This is a genomic window from Streptomyces sp. NPDC048191, from assembly GCF_040652655.1.
Classification (GTDB): domain Bacteria; phylum Actinomycetota; class Actinomycetes; order Streptomycetales; family Streptomycetaceae; genus Streptomyces.
On the sequence record NZ_JBEZMO010000020.1, the window covers coordinates 127118 to 151746 of the forward strand.

Consider the following 24629-nt stretch of genomic DNA (forward strand, 5'->3'; position numbering starts at 1 on the left):
CCTCGTTCCGCACCACTCAAAGGATGTTCACCATGAAGCTCCGCAAGGTCACCGCCGCCTCGGCCGTCGTACTCGCTCTCACCGTGGGGGCCACCGCGTGCGGTGGCGGCAAGAAGGACGGCAACGGCTCCTCCGGCGGCGGCAAGAAGATCGCCATCGGCATCAAGTACGACCAGCCGGGCCTCGGCCAGAAGACCCCGCAGGGCTACGCGGGCTTCGACGTCGACGTCGCCACCTATGTCGCCAAGAAGCTCGGTTACAGCGCCGACCAGATCGAGTGGAAGGAGTCGAAGAGCGCCGACCGCGAGACCATGCTGCAGCGCGGTGACGTCGACTTCATCGCCGCCACCTACTCGATCACCCCGGAGCGTCAGCAGAAGGTCGACTTCGCGGGGCCGTACCTGCTGGCCCACCAGGACGTGCTGATCCGCGCGGACGACAACTCGATCAAGTCGCCGTCGGACCTGAACAAGAAGAAGCTGTGCTCGGTGACCGGCTCGACGTCGGCGCAGAACGTGCACGACAAGCTGGCTCCCAAGGCGCAGCTCCAGCAGTACCCGACGTACTCGGCCTGCCTGACCGGTCTGCAGAGCAAGGCGATCGACGCCTTGACCACGGACGACTCGATCCTCGCCGGCTACGCCGCCCAGGCCCAGTTCAAGGGCAAGTTCAAGCTCGGCGGCTTCAAGATGACGAACGAGAACTACGGCATCGGCGTCAAGAAGGGCAGCCCCCTGAAGGACAAGATCAACAAGGCGCTCGAGGCGATGGTGTCCGACGGTTCCTGGGAGGCGGCCGTGAAGAAGAACTTCGGCCCGGCCAACTACAAGAACGAGCCCGCCCCGAAGATCGGCGACATCAAGAGCTGAGGCAACGCCCGTTGGGTGCGCCGTCCCCGAGGACGGCGCACCCGGGGCATCCCTAACACGCGGAAGCGCGGGAGATCGTGTTCGACTTTCTTGACAAGTACGACGTGCTGGGCGCCTTCTGGACGACGGTGCAGCTCACGCTGCTCTCCGCCGTGGGCTCCCTGGTCTGGGGCACTCTGCTGGCCGCCATGCGGGTGGGCCCGGTGCCGCTGATGCGCGGTTTCGGCACCGCCTACGTGAACATCGTGCGGAACATCCCGCTCACGGTGATCATCCTGTTCGCCTCGCTCGGCCTGCACGACACGCTGGGCGTCTCCCTGGGCTCGGACAAGGTCGACACGTACAGTTTCCGGCTGGCCGTGCTCGGTCTGATCGTCTACACGTCGGCCTTCGTCTGCGAGGCGATCCGTTCCGGCATCAACACGGTTCCGGTCGGCCAGGCGGAGGCGGCCCGGGCCATCGGTCTGAGCTTCACGCAGGTGCTGTTCCTGGTGGTGCTCCCGCAGGCCTTCCGCGCGGCCGTCATCCCGCTGACCAACGTGCTGATCGCGTTGACGAAGAACACGACGGTGGCGGCCGCGATCGGCGTGGCGGAAGCGGCGCTCCTGATGAAGAAGATGGTGGAGAACGAGGCACAGCTGCTGGCGATCTCCGCGGTCATCGCCTTCGGATTCTGCTGCCTGACACTGCCGACCGGTCTGATCCTCGGCTGGGTGGGCAAGAAGGTGGCGGTGAAGCGATGAGCTCGGTCCTGTACGACGCCCAGGGCCCGCGCGCCAAACGGCGCAACGTCCTGTACACGGCGGTCTTCCTGGTCGTCCTCGCGGCCCTCCTGTGGTGGGTCTACAAGTCCCTCGACGACAAGAACCAGCTGGACTGGGCGCTGTGGAAGCCGTTCTTCAGCTCGGAGGCCTACTCGACGTACATCTGGCCCGGTCTGCAGAACACCTTGAAGGCGGCGGCCCTGGCGATGGTCATCGCGCTCCCGCTGGGTGCCTTCTTCGGCATCGCCCGGCTCTCGGACCATGCGTGGGTGCGGATACCGGCGACGGTCGTCATCGAGTTCTTCCGCGCGATTCCGGTGCTCGTGCTGATGATCTTCGGCAACGAGCTGTACAGCCAGTACACCAACGTGAGTTCCGACGACCGTCCGCTGTACGCGGTCGTCACCGGCCTGGTGCTGTACAACGCGTCGGTGCTCGCCGAGATCGTCCGCGCGGGCATCCTCGCCCTGCCGAAGGGCCAGTCCGAGGCGGCCATGGCGATCGGTCTGCGCAAGGGCCAGGTGATGCGGCTCATCCTGCTGCCGCAGGCGGTCACCGCGATGCTCCCGGCGATCGTCAGCCAGCTGGTCGTCATCGTGAAGGACACCGCGCTCGGCGGCGCCGTCCTCACCTTCCCCGAGCTGCTCGCGTCGGCGAACACGATGAGCGGCTACTACGGCGCCAACACCATCGCCTCCTTCACGGTGGTGGCCGTCATCTTCGTGATCATCAACTTCTCCCTGACCTCGTTCGCGAGCTGGCTGGAGGGCCGGCTGCGGCGGCGCAAGAAGTCGACCGGGGCGGTACTCGGTGTCGAGGACAGCGTCGACATCGCGGGCACCGCCGGGACGGGAACCGCAGCCTGACGCCAGGTCAGACCCGAAAGCAGTACCGGAGGCAGTGGCCTGATCGCCACTGCCTCCGGTCGCTTGACGCAAACTCTGCCAATGGGTTGCATACGTTCTGTGATCGTGCACCCCGCTCCCCCTTCCTGTTCACTTGTCTCCGTCAGGGCATCGTCACGGGCAGGGGGCGCCGCGTCATGGACCCGGTGATCATCGTCGGAGCGGGGCCCGTCGGGCTCACGCTCGCGCTGGCGCTGGCCCGCCAGGAGGTGCCGTCCGTCGTCCTGGACGAGGGCCCCGGCAAGGACGAACCCCGGCCCGCGCGCACCATCGTGCTGCGCGAGGACACGGCCGCCCTGCTGGAGCGGCTGACCGGGGTGGCGCTCGGTGAGCACGGTGTGCGCTGGGCCGGATGGCGGTCCCTCAGGCGCAGGCAGGTGCTGAGCGAGGTCACCTTCGACGAGGCGGACCCCGCCGCCCCGCTGCACATCGCCCAGCACGTCGTCACGGCCGCCCTGCGCGCGGCCATCGCCGACGAGCCGCTGGTGCGGATCGCCGTGGACAGCCGCCTGGACTCGATCGAGCAGGAGCGTTCCGGCGTCACCGCGCACACGCGGGGCGAGAACGGCACCTGGTGGCGCGGCAGTTATCTGGTCGGCTGCGACGGGCCGCGCTCCACCGTGCGCAAACTGCAGGACATCCGCTTCCCGGGCCGTACGGCGGTGGAGCGGCACGCGGTCGCCGCACTGCGCGCGGAACTTCCGTGGGAGGGCCGGGCGTTGCTTCATCGGATGCCGCCGTGGCGGCAGTCCGGCCCCTCCGCCGGGGAGGTGACCGCCCGCCCCCTCCCGGACGGCGTGTGGCGCCTGGACTGGCTGCTGCCACCGGGCAAGGACCTGGTCACCCCCGAGATCCTGGTGTCCCGGATCCGCGAGACCCTCGCGGGCTGGACGGACGGCTCCACACCGCCGTACGAGCTGCTCGACACCGGTGTCCACACCGTGCACCACCGGCTGGCCCGCCGGTGGCGCGTCGGCCGGGTCTTCCTCGCCGGGGACGCGGCCCACCTGCTCGGCGCGCTCGGCACGCAGGGGCTGGACGAGGGCCTCAGGGACGCCGACAACCTCGCCTGGAAGCTGGCCCCGGCCTGGCACCACGGCCCGTACGAGGCGCTGCTGGACAGCTATCAGGCCGAGCGGCGTGCGGTGGTCGCCGCCCGGCTGCGCGCCGCCGACCAGGTGATGCCGGTGCTGCGCGGTGCCGGCGGGCTGCGCCATATGGTCCCGGGTGCGGCCCGGGGGCAGGATGCGCTGCTCTCGGACGGTCATCTGGGGCGCGGCCCCTTCGGCGCGGCGGTGAGGTACGCCGACTCGCCGCTGGCGCCCGGGCGTCTGGAGGGCGAGATCCCGGTCGGCACCCCGCCGGGCGCACCGGTCACCGACGTGCGCGTCACCGCGGAGGACGGTTCCTTCGTCCAGTTGCGCGACCGGCTCGGCCGCGGCGCCCTGCTCGTCGTCCTGATCGCGCCGGGCACGGGCGTGTGGGACCGCAAGCACTGGATGTCGGCCGGGGTCATGCCCCGGCTCGCGGCATCGGTGACCGCGCTGCCGTACCGCGCCGAACTGCTGGTCGCCGAGAGCTACCCGGGTGCGCCGGCGCACAGCGTGTTGCTCGTGCGCCCCGACGGCCACCTGGTCACCGCGCTGAGCGGGGTCCGTCCGGCCGACCTGTACGCGGCGGCGGAGGCGACGGTGGGCGGCGCGGTGAAGCAGGAGGCGCAGGCGGCCTCCGGTTCCCACTGACCCCGTTGGCCTGTCACCCTCTGTCCACATGGTGACGGTGAGTTGACCGGAGTACACCGACATGCTGTACTCCGCACCATGACCGACAGCTGCGTGCGCCTGTGGCGGAGGGTCCATATGGACCTCGTCCGCTACGCGGGCTGCGTGTGTCGTCCGTCCTGCTGATTTCGCCTTCTTTCCTTCCGGGCGCCGCGGTGCGCGCGCCCGTTCCGCGAACATCCCTCAGGACGGTGCACGTGTCTGTCTCCCCCACTCCCGTGTCCCCTGCCGTCGGCTCGGCGCCCACCCAGGCGGACCTCCTCGACTTCGTACGGCGTACGGCCGCCGACGCCGAGCTGATCGCCTCGCTCCCACTCGATCCGGAGGGCCGCACCTGGCTGCGGCTGCGGGGGCCGGGCGGCAGCGAGGCGTGGCTGATCGGCTGGCCGCCCGGCACCGGCACGGGCTGGCACGACCACGCCGAGTCGATCGGCGCGTTCCTGACCGCCTCCGGCGTGCTCAAGGAGCACTCGCTCGCCGCCCGGCTCCCCACCGACGGCTGGAAGACCCTGGAACTCACCGAGGACGTGGACCGCGCACGCCGACTGCCCGCCGGCGAGGGCCGCACCTTCGGCCAACACCATGTCCACGAGGTCCTCAACGAGTCCCCCGATGAGCACGCGATCTCCGTGCACGCCTACTTCCCGCCTCTGCCGCGCATCCGCCGCTACAGCCGGAACGGCCAGGTCCTGCGCCTGGAGCAGGTCGAACGCCCGGAGGACTGGCAGTGAGCGGCGACACCGGACAGGCACCGGTCGGCATCGACGAGTTGCTGGAGCGGGTGCGCGCGGGCTACCGGCGCATCGAGGCACAAGAGGCGCACGAGGCGGCGCGCACGGGCGAGGCGCTGCTGGTCGACATCCGGTACGCGGCCCTGCGCGAGCGGGACGGGCTGATCCCCGGCGCGCTCGTCGTCGAGCGCAACGAGCTGGAGTGGCGCCTCGACCCGCAGGGCAGCCATCGCGTTCCCGAAGCCACCGGCCATGACCTGCGCGTCGTGGTGGTCTGCAACGAGGGCTACGCCTCCAGCCTCGCCGTCGCCTCTCTCCGCCAACTCGGTCTGCACCGGGCGACGGACCTGGTGGGCGGCTTCCAGGCATGGCGGGCACAGGGACTCCCGGTGGAGCCGACGGCACCCTGAGCCGTGGCGGGTCGGCTCCGGCAGATCCGGCGCCGGAAGCTGCGATGTACCCCGTGCCTGGCATGGGGTACATCGCAGCCTGGCCTTCGCCGTGCGCCTCCTTCGCCGTGCCCTCCCTCCCGCGTCGCCGGCCTGCGTTACTCCTTCGCCGTGGCGACCGTCACCGCCCGCACCCGAAGTGCCGCCCGTCCGGGGATCGCACTGGCCAGGAGCGCGAGGAGGCCGGCGACCCCGACGACGGCGAGGTAGAGCAGGGGCGTGACCGAGGGAGTCGCCCGGCCCGTCATCCCCACGCTGAACGCGGTGAGTACGGCGAGCGCGATCCCGCTGCCGAGCGAGGTGGCGAGGAACAGGACGGACAGCGTCTCGGTGCGCAGCATGCCCAGCACCTGGCGGCGGGTCGCGCCGGCGAGGCGGAGCAGGGCGAACTCCCGGACACGCTCCGCGACCGACATCGCCAGCGTGTTGACCACGGCAATGGCGGTGAAGGCCAGCACGAGTGCCATGGCGAGACGGTTGACCTCGGCGTTCGCCTGCTGCCGGTCCGCCTGCAGGTCATCGGCGGCGGCCGGCGAAAGAATCCGAAGCTCCGGGAACTCACGGAGGGTAGTCGTGAGTTGTGTCTGTGTGCGGGTCGTGCCGACGAGGACGGAGGAGGCGAGCGGGTTGTCGACGTGGCGGGCGACGAGGTCGTGGGCGAAGGTGAAGTCGCCGAAGCCGAGACCCCGGGCATAGACGGCGGCGACGGTGAGCGTGGCGGGGGTTCCGTCTCCGAGGGTGAGTTTCAGTGTGCTGCCGGGCGTCAAGTGGTGCTGGTCGGCGGCCAGTCGACTGATGGCAACGGTGTGCGGGCCGAGCCGGTCGAGGGAGCCGGCGGTGACCTGCGGGTCCCAGGTGCGGGTCAGGCCTGCCGGGGTGACGCCCTGCGCGGGGTACTTGTCGAGCCCGACGCGGATGGTCGTACGGACGACTTCGGTGACGGTGTCGTGCCGTGCGCGCAGCCGCTGTGCGGCCTCGGCGGGGACGCCGGGTCCCTGCGCGGTGACGACCCAGTCGGCTCGGACGCCGTCGCGGGCCTGGGCGCGGGCGGCATCGCCGAGGGTGGACTGGACGAACAGGACGGTGCAGGTCATGCCGACGAGCAGGGTGAGCGGGGTGACGACCGAGGCCATACGGGCGGCGTTGCCGCGCAGGTTGGCGGTGGCGAGACGGCCGCCGTGACCGGTGAGCCGGAGCGGGCCAGCGAGCAGCAGCGCGGCCGCCTTGACCAGCAGGGGGCCGAGCAGGGCGACGGAGGTGGACAGGACGACGACGGCGAGGAAGGTCACGGGAGTCGAGGCGGGCTCGGTGCGCAGGGAGGTGAGGACGACGACGAGGACGACTCCACCGGCGAGCAGCAGCAGTCCGGCGACGATCCGGCCCCATGCGGGACGGGTCCGCTCGGTCCTGGCCTCGGCGAGGGCCTCGGTCGGGCGGATCCGGACGATCCTGCGTGAGGCGATCCGGGCCGCGGCCCAGGCACCGAGCAGGGTGGCGGCGAGGGCGGCGAACGGCGGGAAGACGCTGACGGTGTGCTCGAGCGTGTCGGGTACGGCGCCCAGGGCGACGAACCTGGAGTGCAGCCAGCCGCCCAGGGGCAGGCCCAGCAGCGCGCCCAGCGTGCCTGCCGCGGCACCGACGATCAGCGCCTCACGGCCGAGCAGCCTGCGGATGTCCCCGGGTGTGGCGGCGACGGCACGGAGCAGAGCCAGTTCGCGGTGGCGCTGTTGCACGGTCAGCGCGAAGGTGCCGACGACCACGAGCACCGCGACCAGCAGCGAGGTCCCGCCCATGGCGCCGCCCATGCTGACCAGCCGGGTGCGGGCGGCGGCCGCGTCCAGGAACTCGACGGGTCCGCGGGCAGCTCCGGTGCTGACCTGGGCGGTGGTGCCGTCCAACGCCTGCTTCACCGCCGTCCGCACCTTCTCGGGGTCCGCTCCCTTGGCCGGCAGCACGCCGAACGCGCTGACCTCCCCGGGGTGCGCGGCGAGCCGGCGGGCCTCGGCGGCGGAGAAGAACAGGGACGTCTGGTGGCGCACGGCGGTGGCCGGGGTGGCGATACCGGTGATGCGGTAACTGCGGGGGGTCTGCGTGGACTGCACGGTGAGCCGGTCACCCGGACGCAGCCGGGCCCGTGCGGCGAGGTCGCTGTCGATGACCAGGTCGCCGTCGGACGCGGGCGCGGTACCGGAGGTGAGCCGGTACGGCGTCAACGCGGCGGAGTCCCAGGCATGTCCGTAGGCGGTACGGCCGCCGGTGCCGGCCGGTGTCAATGGCTGGGCGAGGAAGGTGAGTTCGGGCACGACCCGGGCCACGCCCGGGGCGTGGGCGAGCCTGGTGCGCAGCCGTTCGGAGATCCAGGCGCGCTCGGCGATGGGTTTCGCCTTGTGCTTGACCTTGGTCTTGCCCTTTTTGTGCTTGACGGTGGTCTGGTGGACGTACTGGTCACCGGAGACCACGACAGGAGCGGCGGCGTAGCGCTCGGTGCGGATGGTGCCGCGCAGGCCGGTGTCGAGGAGGGTGCCGCAGGCTGTGATCAGAGCGGCCGCGCACATCAGCGCGAGGAAGGCGCCGAGGAATCCCGCCTTCCGGGCGCGGACCGTCCTGAGGGCGTATCGCAGCATCATGGGGCGGGCTCTCTTCTGTTGTACGCGTCGGCAGGGTCGTACGCGACCGGCCGGCCGGCGTGGGTGCCGTGGTCCGGAGCGTGAGTACAGACTCGCCCGCGCGTGGCCGGGAGAGCACTGCGGTGGCCCGGCGTCTTGGGCTGGGGTTAACCCCCCTGCGCCCGTGGAGGATCCGGAGACGGCCGATGCCCTTCCCCGGCCCGGGGACTCAGAAGTCGCCTTCTCCGAGGAACTCGGTGTCGTCGCCCTCTTCCTCCAGGGCCTGCCGGACGACCCGGAGGGCCATGCCCTCGGGGTAGCCCTTGCGGGCCAGCATGCCGGCGAGGCGGCGGAGCCGCTTGTCACGGTCGAGGCCACGAGTGGCGCGTAGTTTGCGGGCGACGAGCTCGCGGGCCGTCGCCTCCTCCTGCTCGGAGTCGAGCTGGGAGACGGCTTCGTCGATCAGTGTCGAGTCGACCCCCTTGGTCCGCAGTTCCTGGGCGAGTGCCCGGCGTGCGAGTCCTCGGCCGTGGTGCCGGGACTCCACCCAGGCGTCCGCGAACGCGCTGTCGTCGATCAGCCCGACCTCCTCGAACCGCAACAGCACCTCCTCGGCCACATCCTCGGGGATCTCCCGCTTGCGCAGGGCGTCCGCGAGTTGCTTGCGGGTGCGCGGGGTCCCGGTGAGCAGGCGCAGGCAGATCGCCCGTGCCCGCTCAGCCGGGTCCCCCGAAGACTCCCCCCGCTCGGCCCTCGACGAGGAAGGGGCGCCTTCGTCCTCACTCGGCGCGTCCCCGAAGCCGCGCCGCCGCCGACCGCGCCCCCGGCCGGCCCGCGACCCGACGGCACTGCCGGAGCCACGGCCCGGGCCTCGGCCGGACGAGCCGTCCCCGGAGGCCGGCTCGTCGCCCCGGTCGCCCGGGTGGGCTGCGCCGAAGTCCCCGCGGTGCCCGCCCCCGCGGTGCTCGTCGTAACCCTCGTAACCGTCGTCCGGGTATCCGTCGTCACCGCCCGGTGCGAAGTCCGGGGAGCCCCCGGCGCCCCTCCCCCGTGGGGCACCGGGGGTGGCGTACTCGTACTCGGCCCAGTCGGTTCGTCGTGTCACGGTCAGCTCTTGGCTGCGGCGGCCTTGGGCTTGGTGGCCTTGGCCGCGGCCGGGGCGGGCACCGCCTTGGCGTCGTCGGCGGGCGCGGCCGTGACCGCGGCGTCCGCGCCCGGCTCGGCGGCGGGCTCCTCCGGCCGGACACCGACGCCCAGCTTCTCCTTGATCTTCTTCTCGATCTCGTTGGCCAGGTCGGGGTTGTCCTTGAGGAAGTTGCGCGCGTTCTCCTTGCCCTGGCCGAGCTGGTCGCCCTCGTACGTGTACCAGGCGCCGGCCTTGCGGACGAAGCCGTGCTCCACGCCCATGTCGATCAGGCCGCCCTCGCGGCTGATGCCCTGGCCGTAGAGGATGTCGAACTCGGCCTGCTTGAAGGGCGGGGCGACCTTGTTCTTGACGACCTTGCAGCGGGTGCGGTTGCCGACCGCCTCCGTGCCGTCCTTCAGGGTCTCGATGCGGCGGATGTCGATGCGCACGGAGGCGTAGAACTTCAGCGCGCGGCCACCGGTCGTGGTCTCCGGGGAGCCGAACATCACGCCGATCTTCTCGCGGAGCTGGTTGATGAAGATCGCGGTGGTCTTGGACTGGTTGAGCGCGCTGGTGATCTTCCGCAGGGCCTGGCTCATCAGCCGGGCCTGCAGACCGACGTGACTGTCGCCCATCTCGCCCTCGATCTCCGCGCGCGGGACGAGCGCGGCGACGGAGTCGATGACGATGAGGTCGAGGGCACCGGAGCGGACCAGCATGTCCACGATCTCCAGGGCCTGCTCGCCGTTGTCGGGCTGGGAGAGGATCAGGTTGTCGATGTCCACGCCGAGCTTGCGCGCGTACTCGGGGTCGAGGGCGTGCTCGGCATCCACGAAGGCGACCTGGCCGCCGGCCTTCTGGGCATTGGCCACGGCGTGCAGGGTCAGCGTGGTCTTACCGGAGGACTCCGGTCCGTAGATCTCCACGACACGGCCGCGCGGCAGGCCGCCGACGCCGAGGGCGACGTCGAGTGCGGTCGACCCGGTCGGGATGACCTCGATGGGCTCCTTCGACCGCTCGCCCATGCGCATGACCGCGCCCTTGCCGAATTGCCGTTCAATCTGCGCGAGCGCGGCGTCGAGCGCCTTCTCGCGGTCGGTTCCTGCCATGGGTTCCACCCGGTTTGCTTGAGTCGATCGCTTCACGTCAAAGACGCTAACGCCTGCCACTGACAATGCGCCCCGACGCAGGCCCAGCCTGTGGATAACCGAGGGGCTTCCTCCCGCAAAACGGGACGAAGTTCACTGCGCAATGCCTCGCCTGAGCCTCCATGAGAATGGATGTTCGATTTTCGTGTCAAGCGCACCACACGGTGCGCGGAACCCCCTCGTCAGCTGTTCGGCCGCGACCGGGGCAAAGCCCGGCTCGGGCCTGAGGAGTGAGCCAACGGCGTGCCTGTCAGTCGCGTCGAGCACAATGCGGCCATGAGCTACGACTTGGCTGTCTGGGAAGGCGTCCGCCCCGCCGACGATGCGACGGCAACGACGACCTTCCAGGACCTCTACCGCAAGCACATGAGGCGCATGGGAGGCCAGAAGACTCCGCCGGCCCCCTTGATCAGGCAGTACGTCGAGGCGCTGGTGACGCGCTGGCCCGACCTGAGCCCCGATGACGACGAAGAGGACGAGGACGCCAGCCCCTGGTCTGACGGCCCCTTGATCAACAACGCCAGCGGCCCACTGTTCTACTTCGGCATGGTCTTCAGCAAACACCAGGAGGCCTCGTCGTTTGCCGTAGATCTCGCCCGAACTCTCGGTCTCATCTGCTTCGACCCCCAGACCGGGCGTCTGACCTCCTGATCGACATCGCTGCCGTCACGGTCGACACGCGGAGGCACCGCCGCGGCGCGGGCATCGCTCAGACTTCGATGGCACGAGCTCGAACTTCGATGGCATAGGACATCAGCACCGGTCACCGCTACTCCCGGCGGTGTACGACGGGTGTCTTCGGCCGGACGACGACCACGGCGGGGCGCCCCGGGAGCCTTGGCCCATGAAGAATCCGCGCGCCGCCGATCGCCTCTGCCGCACGACGGGCCTCGCCCTGGTCCTGTCCGGTCTCGCCCACCTGGTGGTGTTCGCGGTCGACGGCGGCCCGTGGGACGGCCCCGTCTCCTGGCGCAAGCCCGTCACCTTCGGGGTCTCCTTCGGGCTGACGCTGATCGCGGTCACCTGGGTCACGTCGTACCTGCGCCTGGGCCCGCGGTTGCGCTCGATCCTGCTGCTCGTCCTCGCCGCCGACTGCGTGCTGGAGGTCGGCGGGATCACCCTCCAGGCGTGGCGCCGGGTGCCCTCGCACCTGAACATGGAGACCCCCTTCGACACAGCGGTGTCCATGTGCCTCGCGGTGGGCGGCGGTGTCCTGGTCGTCGTGCTCACGGCGTTCGCCGTGGCGTCCTTCCGGAACCGGCCGCGAGGCCCCGCCGGCATGCCGCTCGCCATCCGCTCCGGGTTCGCGATCCTGCTCGTGGCGCTGGCCTCCGGAGCGGCGATGATCGCGCGCGGGGTCGTACTGACCCGGGCCGGCCACCAAGAGGCCGCCTATCACTCGACGGCCCCGCTCAAGCCCCTGCACGGCGTGAGCCTGCACGCCGTACTCGTCCTGCCCACGCTGGCCTGGCTCCTGTCGCGCTCCCCCTGGGGCGAGGGAACGCGCCGGCGGATCGTGGCCACGGCGGTCGGCTGCTACACGGCGGCCGTCGCCGGAGCAGGAGTGTGGGCCGTGCTGACGTACCAATGACGGGACCCGTACCGCACCGACCCGAGACCCCTCCTCCCGTCACCGGACCACTACGTCCGCCTTCGGGATGCGCAGGGCTACGACGACTCCTCCGGTTCGGGCTGCACGGTCCGCGGCCGGCGTATGCGCGCCAGCATCCCGGCGCCGCCTGGCCCCCGGCCGCGGTGCCCGTGCACTCTCGGGTCGTCCGTGACGGCGTACCGCTTCACGTACGCGCCCAGGAAGGCCTGGAGGGTGGCCACCGCCGGGATGGCGATCAGCGCGCCGACGGCACCCAGCAGGGCGGTGCCCGCGATGACCGAGCCGAAGGCGACCGCCGGGTGGATGTCGACCGTCCTGGCCGTCAGCTTGGGCTGGAGCATGTAGTTCTCGAACTGCTGGTAGATCACGACGAACACCAGCACCCACACCGCGTACCAGGGCTCGACGGTGAACGCGATCAGCATCGGCAGCGCGCCGGCGAGGTAGGTGCCGATGGTCGGGATGAACTGCGAGACCAGCCCCACCCAGACACCGAGCACGGGCGCGTACGGCACACCGAGCGTCTGGAGCAGGATGTAGTGGGCGATGCCGGAGATCAGCGCCATCAGGCCGCGCGAATAGAGATAGCCGCCCGTCTTGTCGACGGCGATCTCCCAGGCGCGCAGCACCTCGGCCTGGCGCGCGGGCGGCAGCACGGAGCACAGGGCGCGGCGCAGTCGGGGGCCGTCGGCGGCGAAGTAGAACGAGAACAGCCCCACCGTCAGCAGTTGGAACAGCCCGCCGAGCACCTGCGCGGAGACGTCGAGGACGCCCGCGGCGCTGTTCTGCGCGTACTTGCGCAACCAGTCGGAGTGGAGCAGGCCCTCCTGGACGTCCACGCGCCGCAGATCCGTGTGGAAGGTCTCGTTGATCCAGTTGATGAGCGAGTCGAGGTAGGCCGGGAAGCCCTCGATCATCTTGATGATCTGGCCGGCCAGCATGGAGCCGAGCAGGGTCACGAACCCGGCGACAACGACCGTCAGCCCGAGGAAGACCAGGAAGGTGGCGAGCCCCCGGCGCATCCCGCGGGCGGCCATCCGGCTCACCGCGGGCTCGATCGCCAGGGCCAGGAAGAACGCGATCAAGATGTTGACCAACAGCCCGGTCAGCTGGTGGAAGGCCCAGGTGCCGAGCTGGAACGCGGCGATCAGCGCGAGGGCGAGCACCATGGCGCGCGGCAGCCAGCGCGGCATGCGGGCGGCCGGAGCGGCGGCGCCGGGGGCCGGGGGCCGCTCGGGCGCGGTCGTGCCGGTCGGTGCCGTGTTCCGGGTCGGCGACTCGTTGTCCTCGTCAGTGGGTGCCACGCGCCAAGTCTCGCCCACGCCACCGACAACCCGCGCCCACCTGCGGTCTTCGTGACCGATCGGTGGCGTACGGTCGAGCTCTTCATGGACAATCAGGGCGTTTCGGGCAGCTGGGCCGACGCCTCACCGCCGCTCGCCCGGCACGTCCATGACCGTGCAGACCACGCGCCACACGTCCTTCGCGTCCCAGCCGGCGTCCAGCGCCTCGTTCACCGTGCGCCCGCCGAGCTCCGACATGACGTGATCACGCGCGAAGGTGTCGGCGTACCCCGGACCGAAGTGTTCCGCCATCCGCTGCCAGAAGACCGTCAACCGCATGACACCAGTATCCCGCCCCTGGGGGTGGGCCCCGGCCGGGAGCGCTTGTCGAGACCGCTTTCCGTCCTACGGTCTGACGCATGGCCGAAACCGGAGTTTCCCCACTCCCCTCCACGCCCCCGGCGCGTTCCCCGCTCTTCCGCGCCGAGCAGTTCGTATGGCTCACCGCGCGCGTGCTGGAGCAGCGCCTTTTCGCGTACCACTTCCTGCACGGCACCCCGGACGCGGTGGAGGCGGCGCTGGACGCCTACCGCAACGAGGACGGCGGGTACGGGCACGCGCTGGAGCCCGATCTGCGCGGCCCCGTCAGTCAGCCGCTGCACGTCGCGCACGCGCTGCGGGTCCTGGACGCGATCGGACGCTGCGGCGGGCAGCGGGTCGAGCGCGTGTGCCGCTATCTGACCTCGATCTCCACCGCGGACGGCGCCCTGCCGGCGATCCATCCAGGTCAGCGCGGGTATCCGGCGGCGCCGTTCGTGCCGGTCGTCGACGACCCTCCCAGCGAACTGCTGGCCACCGGACCGGTGGTCGGTCTCCTGCACCGCAACGAGGTGTGGCACGCCTGGCTGTTCCGGGCCACCGACTTCTGCTGGCAGGCCGTGGAGTCCCTGGAGAAGTCCCATCCGTACGAGGTGGAGGCCGCCGTGGCCTTCCTGGACTCGGCTCCCGACCGCTCGCGCGCGGAGGCCGCCGCGGACCGGCTCGGCCGCATGGTCCGGGAGCAGCAGCTCGCTGCCCTGGACCCGGACCGGCTCGACGCGTGTCCGGTGGCGCCCGGCTACGCCCCGGGCGAGCACCACTTCCCGCACGACTTCGCCAGAAGCCCGGACTCACTCGCGCGCGCGTGGTTCACGGACGACGAGATCGCACGCTCCCTGGACCATCTGGCCGCCGAGCAGCAGGACGACGGCGGCTGGCCGGTCCGGTGGCGCCAGTGGGCACCGGCCCCGGCGCTGGAAGCCCGCCCCCTGGTGACGATCGAGGCGCTGCGCACGCTGCGGGCGTACGGGCGCTTCGTGGGCTGAGCCAGCCCGGGGCGGGGCGGACGCGCGTCATCCTCCGAGAGCCCGCACGCCCGCCGTCACCACGACGGCAGCCGCCACGACCAGCAGGAACGGCGCGCGCAGCACCAGCGCGACGGCAGCCGCCCCGAGCCCCGCCACGCGCGCGTCCAGCACGAGCGCGTGCCCGTCGGCGAACGTCTGCTGAGCCGTGAGCGCGGCCAGGAGGGCGACCGGCAGCAGGGCGGCGAGCCGCCGTACGAACGGCCGCTCCATGGCCCCCGCGGGCACCAGCAGTCCGGCGAGCTTGACGGCGTAGCAGCCGAACGCTGTCAAGCCGATCGCGATCCAGGTGTTCACCGGTCCTCCTCCGACTCCGGCTCCGCCGGTCCGCCCGCCGCGCGGGACTCCAGTAGGGCGCCCGGCTCCTTCACGGCGCCGGCCTCCGGCCGGCCACGCGCCCCGCGGCGGCCCTCGGCGACGAGGGCGATCGGTGCCGCCAGGGCCGCCACCAGGACCGGCACACCGGCCGGCAGGACGGGGAGCAGCCCGAGGCCGAGCAGAACCGCGAGGCCCGCGACCGCCCGCTCGGTGGTCGTCTTCAGCATCGGCGCGAGCAGGGCCAGGAACACGGCGGGGCCGGCCGCGTCCAGGCCCCACGCGCGCGTGTCGCCGATGGCCTTGGCACCGAGCGCGCCGAGCAGCGTGGTGAGGTTCCAGAGCGCGTACAGCGTGAGCCCGGTGACGGTGAAGCCGATGCGGCGGGCGCGCCGGGTCGGCTGTGCCAGGGTGACCGCAGTGGTCTCGTCGATCACCCACTGGGCGGCGAGCGGCCGTACCGCGCGCGGGAGGGCGAGCAGGTGCGACAGCCGTAGCCCGTAGAAGGCGTTGCGCACGCCGAGGAAGAAGGCGCCGGCGGCCGCCGTGAACGGATTGCCTCCGGCGGCCAGCGCCCCGACCAGGGCGAACTGGGAGGCGCCGGTGAAGACCAGCAGGCTGAGCGCGCAGGTCTGGAGCAGTCCGAGCCCGCTGCCCGCCGAGGTCACCCCGAAGGCGAATCCGGACAGGCCGACGGCGACGCCGACCCCGAGGGCGTCCCGTACGACCGCCCGGTCGGGTTTCTCGGTGTCGTCGGCGGTGCCGTCCGCGAGTGCTGTCCGCTGTGCCACGTGCCGGACGGTACGGGCAGGGCTCAGTCCGGGTCTTGTACGTTCTTGCGCCCGCGCACGTTCTTCGGCTCGCCCGCGTCCCTGCGCTCGCGCTGGTAGGCCCCCGGGGTCACCCCGACGATGCGGGTGAAGTGCCGGTTGAGGTGGGGCTGGTCGGTGAAGCCGACGGACACGGCCGCCTCGGCGGGGGGTGTTCCCGTGTCCAGCAGGAGGCGGGCGCGGCGCACGCGAGCGTCGGTGAGCCAGGTGTGCGGCGGCATGCCGTAGGCGTCGCGGAACGCCCGCAGCAGTGTGAACGGGCTGGTGCCGAGGTCCGTGGCCAGCCGTTCCAGGGTCGGCGGCTCGGCCATCCGCTCGTCCAGCACGGCACGCGCGCGTGCCGCGACACCGGCTCCGGCCGTGCGGACCTGCCGCTGCGGCAGCGGGCCGCCGTTCAGCCGCAGCAGCCTGGTCACGGCGACCCTCAGCAGGGTGTCGGCGGCCAGCGCGTTGCCCTCGTCGGCGGCGCGGAGCACCTCGTGCACGAGGCGGACGGTGTAGGGGTCGTCGAGGACGGGGCTGACGAAACCCGGTGTGCCCCGGATGCCAGTGGTCTCGGCCGCGATCGCGGCCACCACCTCGGGCGAAGGGTAGACCGCGCCGTACCGCCAGCCCTCGGGGACGCCGGCCCGGCCGGTGTGCGGGGTGTCCGGGTTCACCAGGGCGAGGGCCCCGGCGGGGACGTACACGTCGGAGCCGCGGTGGTGGAAGACCTCGACGCCGTCGGCTATGGCCGCGATCACGAAGTGCTCGTGGGTGTGCCGGACGAAGGTCTTGTGGACGTACCGGGCCCGCAGCAGGTCGACGCCCGGCAGGTCGTCGTACCGCCAGTGCCGCGCACGCTCCACCGGCCGACGCCCGGCCGTCCGCCCACCCGTCTGCCCACCCGTCCGCTCCTCGCCCCGCCGAGCTCCGTCCGCCATGGGCCCATTCTCCGCCCCGCCGCCCGCGAGCAGCCCCGCACGCTCCGCACCACCTCGCGTTTGCCCAGGTCAGCGCGATTGTCAGTGGGCGGGTGCAGGATGGACGCATGGTCAGCTCCGCACACCGAGCCCTCGACGGCTTCTCCCCCGCGACCCGCGGCTGGTTCACGGGGGCGTTCTCCGCGCCCACCGCGGCCCAGTCCGGCGCGTGGCAGGCCATCGGTGCGGGCTCGGACGTGCTGGTGGTGGCCCCGACCGGCTCGGGCAAGACGCTGGCCGCGTTCCTCGCCGCCCTGGACCAGCTGGCCTCGACCCCGCCGCCGGCCGACCCGAAGAAGCGCTGCCGGGTTCTCTACGTGTCCCCCCTGAAGGCCCTCGCGGTCGACGTCGAGCGGAACCTCCGCAGTCCGCTGACCGGCATCCGCCAGGAGTCCGTGCGCCTGGGCCTGCCCGAGCCCGAGGTCAGGGTCGGCATCCGCTCCGGCGACACCCCGGCGGCCGAGCGCCGCGCCCTGTCCACCCGCCCGCCGGACATCCTGATCACCACCCCCGAGTCGCTGTTCCTGATGCTGACCTCGGCCACGCGTGACGCGCTGACGGGCGTGGAGACGGTGATCCTGGACGAGGTGCACGCGGTCGCGGGCACCAAGCGCGGCGCCCATCTCGCGCTCTCCCTGGAGCGGCTGGACGAGCTGCTGCCGCGACCGGCCCGCCGGATCGGCCTGTCGGCCACCGTCCGCCCGGTGGACGAGGTGGCCCGCTATCTCTCGCCGCAGCGCAAGGTGGAGATCGTCCAGCCGGAGTCCGGCAAGGAGTTCGACCTGTCCGTGGTCGTCCCGGTGGAGGACATGGGCGAACTCGGCGGCGCCCCGGCGGCCGACGCGGGCGAGGGCGCGGAGCGGCCGTCGATCTGGCCCCATGTGGAGGAGCGGATCGCCGACCTGGTCCAGTCCCACCGCTCCACGATCGTGTTCGCCAACTCCCGGCGCCTCGCCGAGCGCCTGTGCAACCGGCTCAACGAGATCGCCTACGAGCGGGCGACCGGCGAGACCCTCGACGAACACCACTCCCCGGCCCAGCTGATGGGCGGCTCGGGCGCGGCCCAGGGCGCGCCCCCGGTGATCGCCCGCGCGCACCACGGCTCGGTCTCCAAGGAGCAGCGCGCCCTGGTCGAGGAGGACCTGAAGGCGGGCCGGCTGCCCGCCGTGGTCGCCACCTCCAGCCTGGAGCTGGGCATCGACATGGGCGCCGTCGACCTGGTCGTGCAGGTCGAGTCCCCGCCCTCGGTCGCCTCCGGGCTGCAGCGCGTCGGCCGCGCGGGACACCAGGTGGGCGCGGTCTCCACCGGTGTCGTCTTCCCCAAGTACCGCGGTGACCTCGTGCAGGCGGCCGTGGTCACCGAGCGGATGCGGACGGGCTCGATCGAGTCCCTGAAGGTGCCCGCGAACCCGCTGGACGTCCTCGCACAGCAGCTGGTCGCGATGACGGCACTGGACGCCTGGCAGTTCGACGACCTGCTCGCCGTGGTCCGCCGTGCGGCCCCGTTCGCGTCACTGCCCGAGTCGGCGTTCACGGCGGTCCTCGACATGCTCGCGGGCCGCTATCCGTCCGACGCGTTCGCGGAGCTGCGCCCGCGCGTGGTGTGGGACCGCGTGACCGGCGAGATCACCGGCCGTCCGGGCGCCCAGCGCCTGGCCGTCACCTCCGGCGGCACGATCCCGGACCGCGGCCTGTTCGGGGTCTTCCTCGCCGGTTCCGACCCCAAGAAGGGCGGCGGCCGGGTCGGCGAGCTCGACGAGGAGATGGTCTACGAGTCCCGGGTCGGGGACGTCTTCACGCTGGGCACGAGTTCCTGGCGCATCGAGGACATCACCCGTGACAGGGTCCTGGTCTCGCCCGCACCGGGCGTGCCGGGCCGGCTGCCCTTCTGGAAGGGCGACCAGCTGGGCCGCCCGCTCGAACTGGGCCGGGCGGTGGGCGCGTTCCTGCGCGAGGTCGGCTCGCTCCCCAAGGACGACGCCCGGCTGCGCCTGCTGGCGGCGGGGCTGGACACCTGGGCCGCGGACAACGTGCTGTCGTACCTGGACGAGCAGCGCGAGGCCTGCGGCCATGTGCCGGACGACCGCACGATCGTCGTGGAGCGTTTCCGTGACGAGCTGGGCGACTGGCGGGTCGTCGTCCACTCCCCCTTCGGCGCCCAGGTGCACGCCCCCTGGGCCCTCGCGCTCGGCGCCCGCCTGTCGGAGCGGTACGGCATGGACGCGCAGGTCATGCACGCCGACGACGGCATCGTGCTGCGCCTGCCCGACGCGGACCTGATGGGACTGGACCTCCTCGACCAGGCGCCCATGAAGGCCGGCACGGAGTACGACAGCGAGCAGGCGCCCGTCGGCGCGGCGGACGTCGCCTTCGACAAGGGCGAGGTCGACCAGATCGTCACCGACCAGGTCGGCGGCTCCGCCCTGTTCGCCTCCCGGTTCCGCGAGTGCGCCGCCCGCGCGCTGCTGCTGCCGCGCCGCAGTCCCGGCAAGCGCACCCCGCTGTGGCAGCAGCGTCAGCGTGCGGCCCAACTGCTCCAGGTGGCGAGCGAGTTCGGCTCGTTCCCGATCGTCCTGGAGGCGGTCCGCGAGTGCCTCCAGGACGTCTTCGACGTCCCCGGGCTCGTCGAACTGATGGGTGACATCGAGTCCCGCAAGGTGCGCCTGGTCGAGGTGACCACCCCGGAGGCGTCCCCGTTCGCCCGCTCCCTGCTGTTCGGATACGTCGCCCAGTTCCTGTACGAGGGCGACTCTCCGCTGGCCGAGCGGCGCGCCGCCGCGCTGTCCTTGGACTCCCGGCTGCTGGCGGAGCTCCTGGGCCAGGCGGAGCTGCGTGAACTGCTCGACGCCGAGGTGCTGACCGAGCTGGAGCGCGAGCTTCAGTGGCTCACCGAGGACCGCCGGGTCAAGGACGTGGAGAGCGTCGCCGATGTGCTCCGGCTGCTCGGCCCGCTGACCGACGCCGAGCTGGCCGCGCGTGGCGCCGACACGCAGTGGGCGCCGGAACTGGCCGCCGCCCGCCGGGCCATCAAGGTCCGGATCGCCGGAGCCGACCACTGGGCGGCGATCGAGGACGCGGGTCGGCTGCGCGACGCGCTCGGCACGGCCCTGCCGGTCGGCGTGCCCGAGGCCTTCACCGAGCCGGTGAAGGACCCGCTCGGCGATCTCCTCGCCCGGTACGCCCGCACGCACGGCCCGTTCACGTCGGCCACGGCCGCGGCCCGCTTCGGCCTGGGTGTGGCGGTCACCGAGGGCGCTCTGCAGCGGCTCGCCGCGAACGGCCGGGTCGTCCAGGGCGAGTTCCACCCGGCGGGCATCGGCCAGGAGTGGTGCGACGCGGCCGTACTGCGCCGTCTGCGCCGCCGCTCCCTCGCCGCGCTGCGCCACGAACTGGAGCCCGTGCCGCCGGCCGCGCTGGCCCAGTTCCTGCCGCAGTGGCAACACATCGGCAGGGGTCACGGTCTGCGCGGCATCGACGGACTGGTGCGCGCCATCGAGCAGTTGCAGGGCGCCTCCGTGCCCGCCTCCGCGCTGGAGAAGCTGGTCCTGCCCTCCCGCGTGGCGAACTACACGCCCTCGATGCTCGACGAGCTCACCGCCGCCGGAGAAGTGGTGTGGGCCGGCGCGGGCGCCCTGCCCGGCAAGGACGGCTGGGTCTCCCTCTATCTGGCGGACGCGGCCCCCCTGCTGCTTCCCCCGCCCCATCCCCTGGAGCTCACCGCCCTCCACCAGTCCGTCCTGGACGCGCTCTCCGGAGGCTACGGCCTGTTCTTCCGCCAGATCGCCGACCAGGTCCGTGCCACCACTCATCCCGACGTCACCGACCCCCAACTGGCCGACACGCTCTGGGACCTGGCCTGGTCGGGCCGACTGACCAACGACACCCTCGCCCCGATGCGTTCCGTGCTGGGTTCGGGCCGTACGGCGGGATCGACCGCCCACCGCGCCAAGCGGTCCGTGCCGCGGGGGCGTTACGGCTCGCTGACGGCCGCCGCGCGCACCGCCTCCCGCACGGGCCCGCCGACCGTCGCCGGCCGCTGGTCACTGCTCCCCGTGGCCGAACCGGACGCCACCGTGCGCGCCCACGCGCTGGCCCGCACCCTCCTGGACCGGCACGGCGTGGTGACCCGCGGCGCGGTCGCCGCGGAGGGGGTCGAGGGCGGCTTCTCAGCGGTGTACCGGGTGTTGTCCGCGTTCGAGGAGAGCGGCCAGGCGCGGCGCGGCTATGTCGTCGAGGGCCTGGGCGCGGCCCAGTTCGCCATGGACGGGGCGGTGGACCGGCTCCGCGCGGTGTCCAACGCCCGCGACCGTGGTGAGAGCCTGACCGGCCCGGGCAACCGGAGCGGCTTCACTGAACCGGCTTTCCCGGACGCCTTCGGGGGAAGCGACGGCGCGCCCCACGACCACGCGCTGCCCGCCGCCTTCGGCGACACCGACGGCGGCTTCGCCCACCCCGGTCTCGACGGCGACTTCACCTGGCCACCGGCGGACCCCCCGCCCGGCTCCGGTGACTACGTCTCGCCCCGCGACCTCGCCGACCCCTTCGCCTCCCCCGGCTACGGCGGCCCCCGAGGAAGCGGAGCCGGCGGCTACGGCTCACCGGCGAACCGGGGATACGGCGGTCGCACGAACAACGCCGCGCCCGACCCCCGTGCCGTGGTCCTCGCCGCTGCCGACCCCGCCAACGCCTACGGCGGGGCCCTCTCCTGGCCCGAGCCGCCGACCGGTGCCGGACACAAGCCGGGCCGCAAGGCAGGCTCCCTGGTCGTCCTGGTCGAGGGCGAGCTGACCCTCTACATGGAACGCGGTGGCAAGACACTGCTGGCCTGGCCCGCCGCCCCGGACACCGCGCCCCCGGACGACCCCCGGCTGCGTACGGCCGCCGAGGCCCTGGCCGCGGCGGCCCGCGCGGGCTCCCTCGGCACGGTCACGGTCGAGCGGGTCAACGGCGCCCAGGCCCTGACCAGCCCCATAGGCGCGCTCCTGGAAGGAGCGGGTTTCGTGGCCACGCCGCGCGGCCTGCGCCTGAGACCATGACCGCCCCCGAGCGCCCCACCGCCGCCGACCGCCCGCCTCATCCGACCGTGGCACCCTTGACGCATGCCCGAAGGTGACACGGTCTGGCAGGCCGCGAAGCGGCTGCACGAGGCCCTCGCGGGCAAGACGCTGACCCGCAGCGACTTCCGGGTGCCGAAGTACGCGACGGTCGACCTCACGGGCCGTACGGTGCTCAGCACGATCCCGCGCGGCAAGCACCTCCTCACCCGGTTCGAGGGCGGCCTGACCCTCCACACGCATCTGCGGATGGAGGGGACGTGGAAGGTGTACGCCACGGGCGAGCGCTGGCGGGGCGGGCCGGCACACCAGATCCGGGCGGTCCTCGGCACAGCCGACCGCACGGCCGTGGGCTACCGCCTCCAGGTTCTGGAGTTGCTGCGCACGACCGAGGAGGAGCGGGTCGTCGGCCATCTGGGGCCGGACCTGCTGGGCCCCGACTGGGACCCCGGGCGCGCCCTCGCCAACGTGCTCGCCGATGCCGCCCGCCCGCTCGGCGAAGCCCTGCTCGACCAGCGCAACCTCGCCGGCATCGGCAACATCTACAAGAGCGAGCTGTGCTTCCTGCTCGGTGTCACCCCGTGGCTGCCGGTCGGCGCGCTGCCCGCGGACCGCGCCGAGAAACTGCCGACGCTCGCCAAGAGACTCCTGGAGGCGAACCGGGACCGGCCCGTGCGGCAGACCACGGGCCTGCACCGGCACGACCTGTTCGTCTACGGCCGCGCGCCCCGGCCCTGTCTGCGCTGCCACACCCAGGTCCGCGTGGCCGACCAGGGTGACGGCTCCCAGGAACGCCCCACCTACTGGTGTCCCACCTGCCAGACGGGCCCCGCTCCCGCCCCCGGTTCGCCACAGCGCTGGCGGGACCGCTACCCCCGCCGCACCCCCTGACGACGCACCGCGCGCCGCCGGCCACCCGATCGACGGCATCCGGGCGGAGTGTGCCCGGCCCGGAGCCGCCGACGTCCCGACCGACCAAGCTACGCACCCCACCGCCACAGTGACCGGGGACCCGGAACCGATCGCCGCTTCCCGCTAATTGACGGATCGTCAGATACGCTCGTACCGTCACTTCATGCCTCTGACGGCGTACGACCTCACCGGACGCACCGCATTCGTCACCGGAGCCGCCGCCGGCATCGGCCGGGCCTCCGCCGTGCTGCTCGCCGAGGCGGGCGCCACGGTGCACTGCGCGGACCGGGACGCGGACGGCCTGCAGGGCACGGCGGAGCTGATCGAGAAGCGCGGCGGCACGGCCCGTACCCACGTCCTGGACGTCACCGACCGGGCACGGCTCGCCGAGGCCGTCCGGTCCTGCGCGCGCCTGGACGTGATGGCGGCGATCGCCGGGATCATGCACAGCAGCCCCGTGCTCGAGACCCGCGACGAGGACCTCGACCGGGTGCTGGACGTCAACTTCAAGGGTGTGCTCTACGCCTGCCAGGAGGCGGCCCGCCTGATGCTGGCCCATGACACGCCGGGCAGCATCGTCACGATGGCATCCGGCGCGATCGACACCGGCGGCCCCGGGCTGCTCTGCTACGGCGCGGCGAAGGCGGCCGTGGTTCAGCTGACCAAGACGCTGGCCACCGAGGTCGGCCCGCACGGCATCCGGGTCAACGCGATCGCGCCGGGCTGGATCCGCACCCCCATGACCGACCGCCACGACCGCGAGGCCCAGGCGCACACCGAGGGCACGATGGCTCGCATGGCCCCACTGCGCCGGGTCGGCGAACCGGACGACGTCGCGCACGCGGTGCTGTATCTGGCGTCGGGCGCGTCGGGGTTCACGACGGGTCAGATACTTCGCCCGAACGGGGGTGTGGCGATGCCGTGGTGACGTTCCCCACCCGCCACGCGGCCACCCAGCGCCCCGTCGGCACGGCCCCGGCCGCCCGCCCCTTGGGCACACAGTGCACCGGCAGCAGGCTCAGCCCCCACCCGCCGGCCGCGACGGCTCCTTCCACGACACCGGCGCCCCGACCAAGGGCGAGCCGCAGCACGGCCCACCACCACACGGCCCCGAGCACCAGCCCGACCACCCAGCGCGCTGTCCGCCCCAGCATGCCCGCCACCACCTCCTGCCGGACGTTAGATCGCCGTCTGCCCGGCGCGGGAGGCGCACTGTGGGCTCACGGGGGCACACGCATCAGCCCGTCGGACCCCGGGACGAGGCCCGGTCCAACCGCTACGCGTTCTCCGCCTGGAACATCCAGTGGTGCTTCTCCAGGTCCGCCGTGATCCCGATGAAGATGTCCTGCGACACCGGGTCCGGCTCTCCCGTCGCAGCCACCCGCTCCCGCATCCGGGTGATCACCGCGCCCAGTGCGTTCACCATCGCCCCGACCGCGTCGCCGTCCTTGATCCAGCCCGCCGGAGTGGTGTCGATGCCGCTGCCGGAGGCCACCGTGGCGGCGCGCCCGTCGGGCGGGACGCCGAGGGCCGAGGCCCGTTCGGCCACCGTGTCGGAGTGGGTGCGTGCGGAGGCGACGACCTCGTCGAGCTGGAGGTGGATGGAACGGAAGCGGGGTCCGACGATGTTCCAGTGGATCTGTTTGGCGACCAGGGAGAGGTCCACCAGGTCCACGAGGGCGCCCTGCAGCGCCTCGGTCACGGTCTTCAGGTCCGCGTCGGCCAACGGGCTCTTCACGACGTACATCCGCTTCCTCCGGTGCTTCGGCGCCGTCACGTCCCTCCCACCATGACCGCACCGCACAAGCCCGGCAAACGGACGCATACAGGGCAGGAAACGGCAAAAACCCCGGCCGGCTGCTCCAGGTCAACCGGGAGC

22 protein-coding genes and 1 pseudogene are annotated in these 24629 nt (G+C 72.4%); 13 read left to right on the forward strand and 10 right to left on the reverse strand.

Going from position 1 to position 24629, the window contains the following annotated elements; translation table 11 throughout:
- Positions 1 to 32 precede the first annotated feature (32 nt).
- From AB0D93_RS28560 to AB0D93_RS28590, 7 genes are all read left to right on the forward strand, one after another.
- Positions 33 to 869 carry a glutamate ABC transporter substrate-binding protein gene (locus AB0D93_RS28560; protein WP_362125007.1) on the forward strand — a complete coding sequence of 279 codons (837 nt, stop codon included), beginning with the start codon at positions 33 to 35 and terminating at the stop codon, positions 867 to 869.
- 77 nt (positions 870 to 946) lie between these two features.
- Positions 947 to 1612: an amino acid ABC transporter permease gene (locus AB0D93_RS28565; RefSeq protein ID WP_362125010.1), complete on the forward strand. Its 666-nt coding sequence runs from the start codon at positions 947 to 949 to the stop codon at positions 1610 to 1612.
- Entirely contained in the window at positions 1609 to 2499 is an 891-nt protein-coding gene (locus tag AB0D93_RS28570; RefSeq protein ID WP_362125013.1) for an amino acid ABC transporter permease, read from the forward strand. The genes AB0D93_RS28565 and AB0D93_RS28570 overlap by 4 nt, the downstream gene beginning before the upstream one ends.
- A gap of 176 nt (positions 2500 to 2675) precedes the next feature.
- Positions 2676 to 4280, forward strand: coding sequence for an FAD-dependent monooxygenase (locus AB0D93_RS28575; RefSeq protein WP_362125017.1), 1605 nt, complete (start codon positions 2676 to 2678; stop codon positions 4278 to 4280).
- Positions 4281 to 4358: 78 nt separating this feature from the next.
- A complete protein-coding gene (locus tag AB0D93_RS28580; RefSeq protein ID WP_362125068.1) occupies positions 4359 to 4445 on the forward strand; it encodes a putative leader peptide in 87 nt (28 codons plus the stop codon).
- A 71-nt stretch (positions 4446 to 4516) separates the two neighbouring features.
- Positions 4517 to 5050, forward strand: coding sequence for a cysteine dioxygenase (locus tag AB0D93_RS28585; protein WP_362125020.1), 534 nt, complete (start codon positions 4517 to 4519; stop codon positions 5048 to 5050).
- The gene (locus AB0D93_RS28590) at positions 5041 to 5460 is read left to right on the forward strand and encodes a rhodanese-like domain-containing protein (protein WP_362125071.1); all 420 of its coding nucleotides are present in this window, start codon (positions 5041 to 5043) and stop codon (positions 5458 to 5460) included. The genes AB0D93_RS28585 and AB0D93_RS28590 overlap by 10 nt, the downstream gene beginning before the upstream one ends.
- Positions 5461 to 5597: 137 nt before the next feature.
- Here the strand turns inward: AB0D93_RS28590 and AB0D93_RS28595 are convergent, their stop codons facing one another.
- The 3 genes from AB0D93_RS28595 to recA all read right to left on the reverse strand — a co-directional run bounded on the left by AB0D93_RS28595 (position 5598) and on the right by recA (position 10340).
- Positions 5598 to 8126 (reverse strand): ABC transporter permease, encoded by a 2529-nt coding sequence (locus AB0D93_RS28595; RefSeq protein ID WP_362125022.1) that lies wholly within the window; start codon positions 8124 to 8126, stop codon positions 5598 to 5600.
- A gap of 208 nt (positions 8127 to 8334) precedes the next feature.
- Positions 8335 to 9210, reverse strand: a complete 876-nt coding sequence (recX, locus tag AB0D93_RS28600; protein WP_362125025.1) for a recombination regulator RecX — start codon at positions 9208 to 9210, stop codon at positions 8335 to 8337.
- A gap of 2 nt (positions 9211 to 9212) precedes the next feature.
- Entirely contained in the window at positions 9213 to 10340 is a 1128-nt protein-coding gene (recA, locus tag AB0D93_RS28605) for a recombinase RecA (RefSeq protein WP_362125027.1), read from the reverse strand.
- Between the two features lie 315 nt (positions 10341 to 10655).
- Between recA and AB0D93_RS28610 the strand changes: the two genes are divergently transcribed.
- On the forward strand, positions 10656 to 11030 hold the full coding sequence (locus AB0D93_RS28610; RefSeq protein WP_362125030.1) for a hypothetical protein: 375 nt from the start codon (positions 10656 to 10658) through the stop codon (positions 11028 to 11030).
- Positions 11031 to 11223: 193 nt separating this feature from the next.
- On the forward strand, positions 11224 to 11970 hold the full coding sequence (locus tag AB0D93_RS28615; protein WP_362125033.1) for a hypothetical protein: 747 nt from the start codon (positions 11224 to 11226) through the stop codon (positions 11968 to 11970).
- 77 nt (positions 11971 to 12047) lie between these two features.
- Here the strand turns inward: AB0D93_RS28615 and AB0D93_RS28620 are convergent, their stop codons facing one another.
- Both AB0D93_RS28620 and AB0D93_RS28625 read right to left on the reverse strand, forming a co-directional pair.
- Positions 12048 to 13295, reverse strand: coding sequence for an AI-2E family transporter (locus AB0D93_RS28620; protein WP_362125036.1), 1248 nt, complete (start codon positions 13293 to 13295; stop codon positions 12048 to 12050).
- A 123-nt stretch (positions 13296 to 13418) separates the two neighbouring features.
- A complete protein-coding gene (locus AB0D93_RS28625; RefSeq protein ID WP_208898434.1) occupies positions 13419 to 13613 on the reverse strand; it encodes a DUF3046 domain-containing protein in 195 nt (64 codons plus the stop codon).
- Positions 13614 to 13693: 80 nt separating this feature from the next.
- On the opposite strand from AB0D93_RS28625, the gene AB0D93_RS28630 reads away from it, so the two are divergent.
- Positions 13694 to 14638, forward strand: coding sequence for a hypothetical protein (locus tag AB0D93_RS28630; protein ID WP_362125040.1), 945 nt, complete (start codon positions 13694 to 13696; stop codon positions 14636 to 14638).
- Between the two features lie 27 nt (positions 14639 to 14665).
- Here AB0D93_RS28630 and AB0D93_RS28635 read toward each other — a convergent pair whose 3' ends face one another.
- The 3 genes and pseudogenes from AB0D93_RS28635 to AB0D93_RS28645 form a co-directional block, all read right to left on the reverse strand.
- Positions 14666 to 14974, reverse strand: coding sequence for an AzlD domain-containing protein (locus AB0D93_RS28635; RefSeq protein WP_362125042.1), 309 nt, complete (start codon positions 14972 to 14974; stop codon positions 14666 to 14668).
- Positions 14971 to 15783, reverse strand: a complete 813-nt coding sequence (locus AB0D93_RS28640; RefSeq protein ID WP_362125045.1) for an AzlC family ABC transporter permease — start codon at positions 15781 to 15783, stop codon at positions 14971 to 14973. The genes AB0D93_RS28635 and AB0D93_RS28640 overlap by 4 nt, the downstream gene beginning before the upstream one ends.
- Positions 15687 to 16745 (reverse strand): annotated as a pseudogene (locus AB0D93_RS28645) (AraC family transcriptional regulator); the annotation flags it as partial. The gene AB0D93_RS28640 and the pseudogene AB0D93_RS28645, both read right to left, overlap by 97 nt.
- Positions 16746 to 16852: 107 nt before the next feature.
- Between AB0D93_RS28645 and AB0D93_RS28650 the strand changes: the two are divergent.
- The 3 genes from AB0D93_RS28650 to AB0D93_RS28660 all read left to right on the forward strand — a co-directional run bounded on the left by AB0D93_RS28650 (position 16853) and on the right by AB0D93_RS28660 (position 23678).
- Positions 16853 to 21820 (forward strand): ATP-dependent helicase, encoded by a 4968-nt coding sequence (locus AB0D93_RS28650; protein ID WP_362125048.1) that lies wholly within the window; start codon positions 16853 to 16855, stop codon positions 21818 to 21820.
- Positions 21821 to 21883: 63 nt separating this feature from the next.
- The gene (locus AB0D93_RS28655; RefSeq protein ID WP_362125051.1) at positions 21884 to 22729 is read left to right on the forward strand and encodes a DNA-formamidopyrimidine glycosylase family protein; all 846 of its coding nucleotides are present in this window, start codon (positions 21884 to 21886) and stop codon (positions 22727 to 22729) included.
- Positions 22730 to 22913: 184 nt separating this feature from the next.
- Positions 22914 to 23678: an SDR family NAD(P)-dependent oxidoreductase gene (locus tag AB0D93_RS28660; RefSeq protein ID WP_362125053.1), complete on the forward strand. Its 765-nt coding sequence runs from the start codon at positions 22914 to 22916 to the stop codon at positions 23676 to 23678.
- On the opposite strand, the gene AB0D93_RS28665 is transcribed toward AB0D93_RS28660, so the two are convergent.
- Both AB0D93_RS28665 and AB0D93_RS28670 read right to left on the reverse strand, forming a co-directional pair.
- Entirely contained in the window at positions 23626 to 23904 is a 279-nt protein-coding gene (locus tag AB0D93_RS28665) for a hypothetical protein (protein ID WP_362125056.1), read from the reverse strand. The genes AB0D93_RS28660 and AB0D93_RS28665 overlap by 53 nt on opposite strands.
- 122 nt (positions 23905 to 24026) lie before the next feature.
- Entirely contained in the window at positions 24027 to 24497 is a 471-nt protein-coding gene (locus AB0D93_RS28670) for a DNA starvation/stationary phase protection protein (RefSeq protein ID WP_362125073.1), read from the reverse strand.
- Positions 24498 to 24629: the final 132 nt, after the last annotated feature.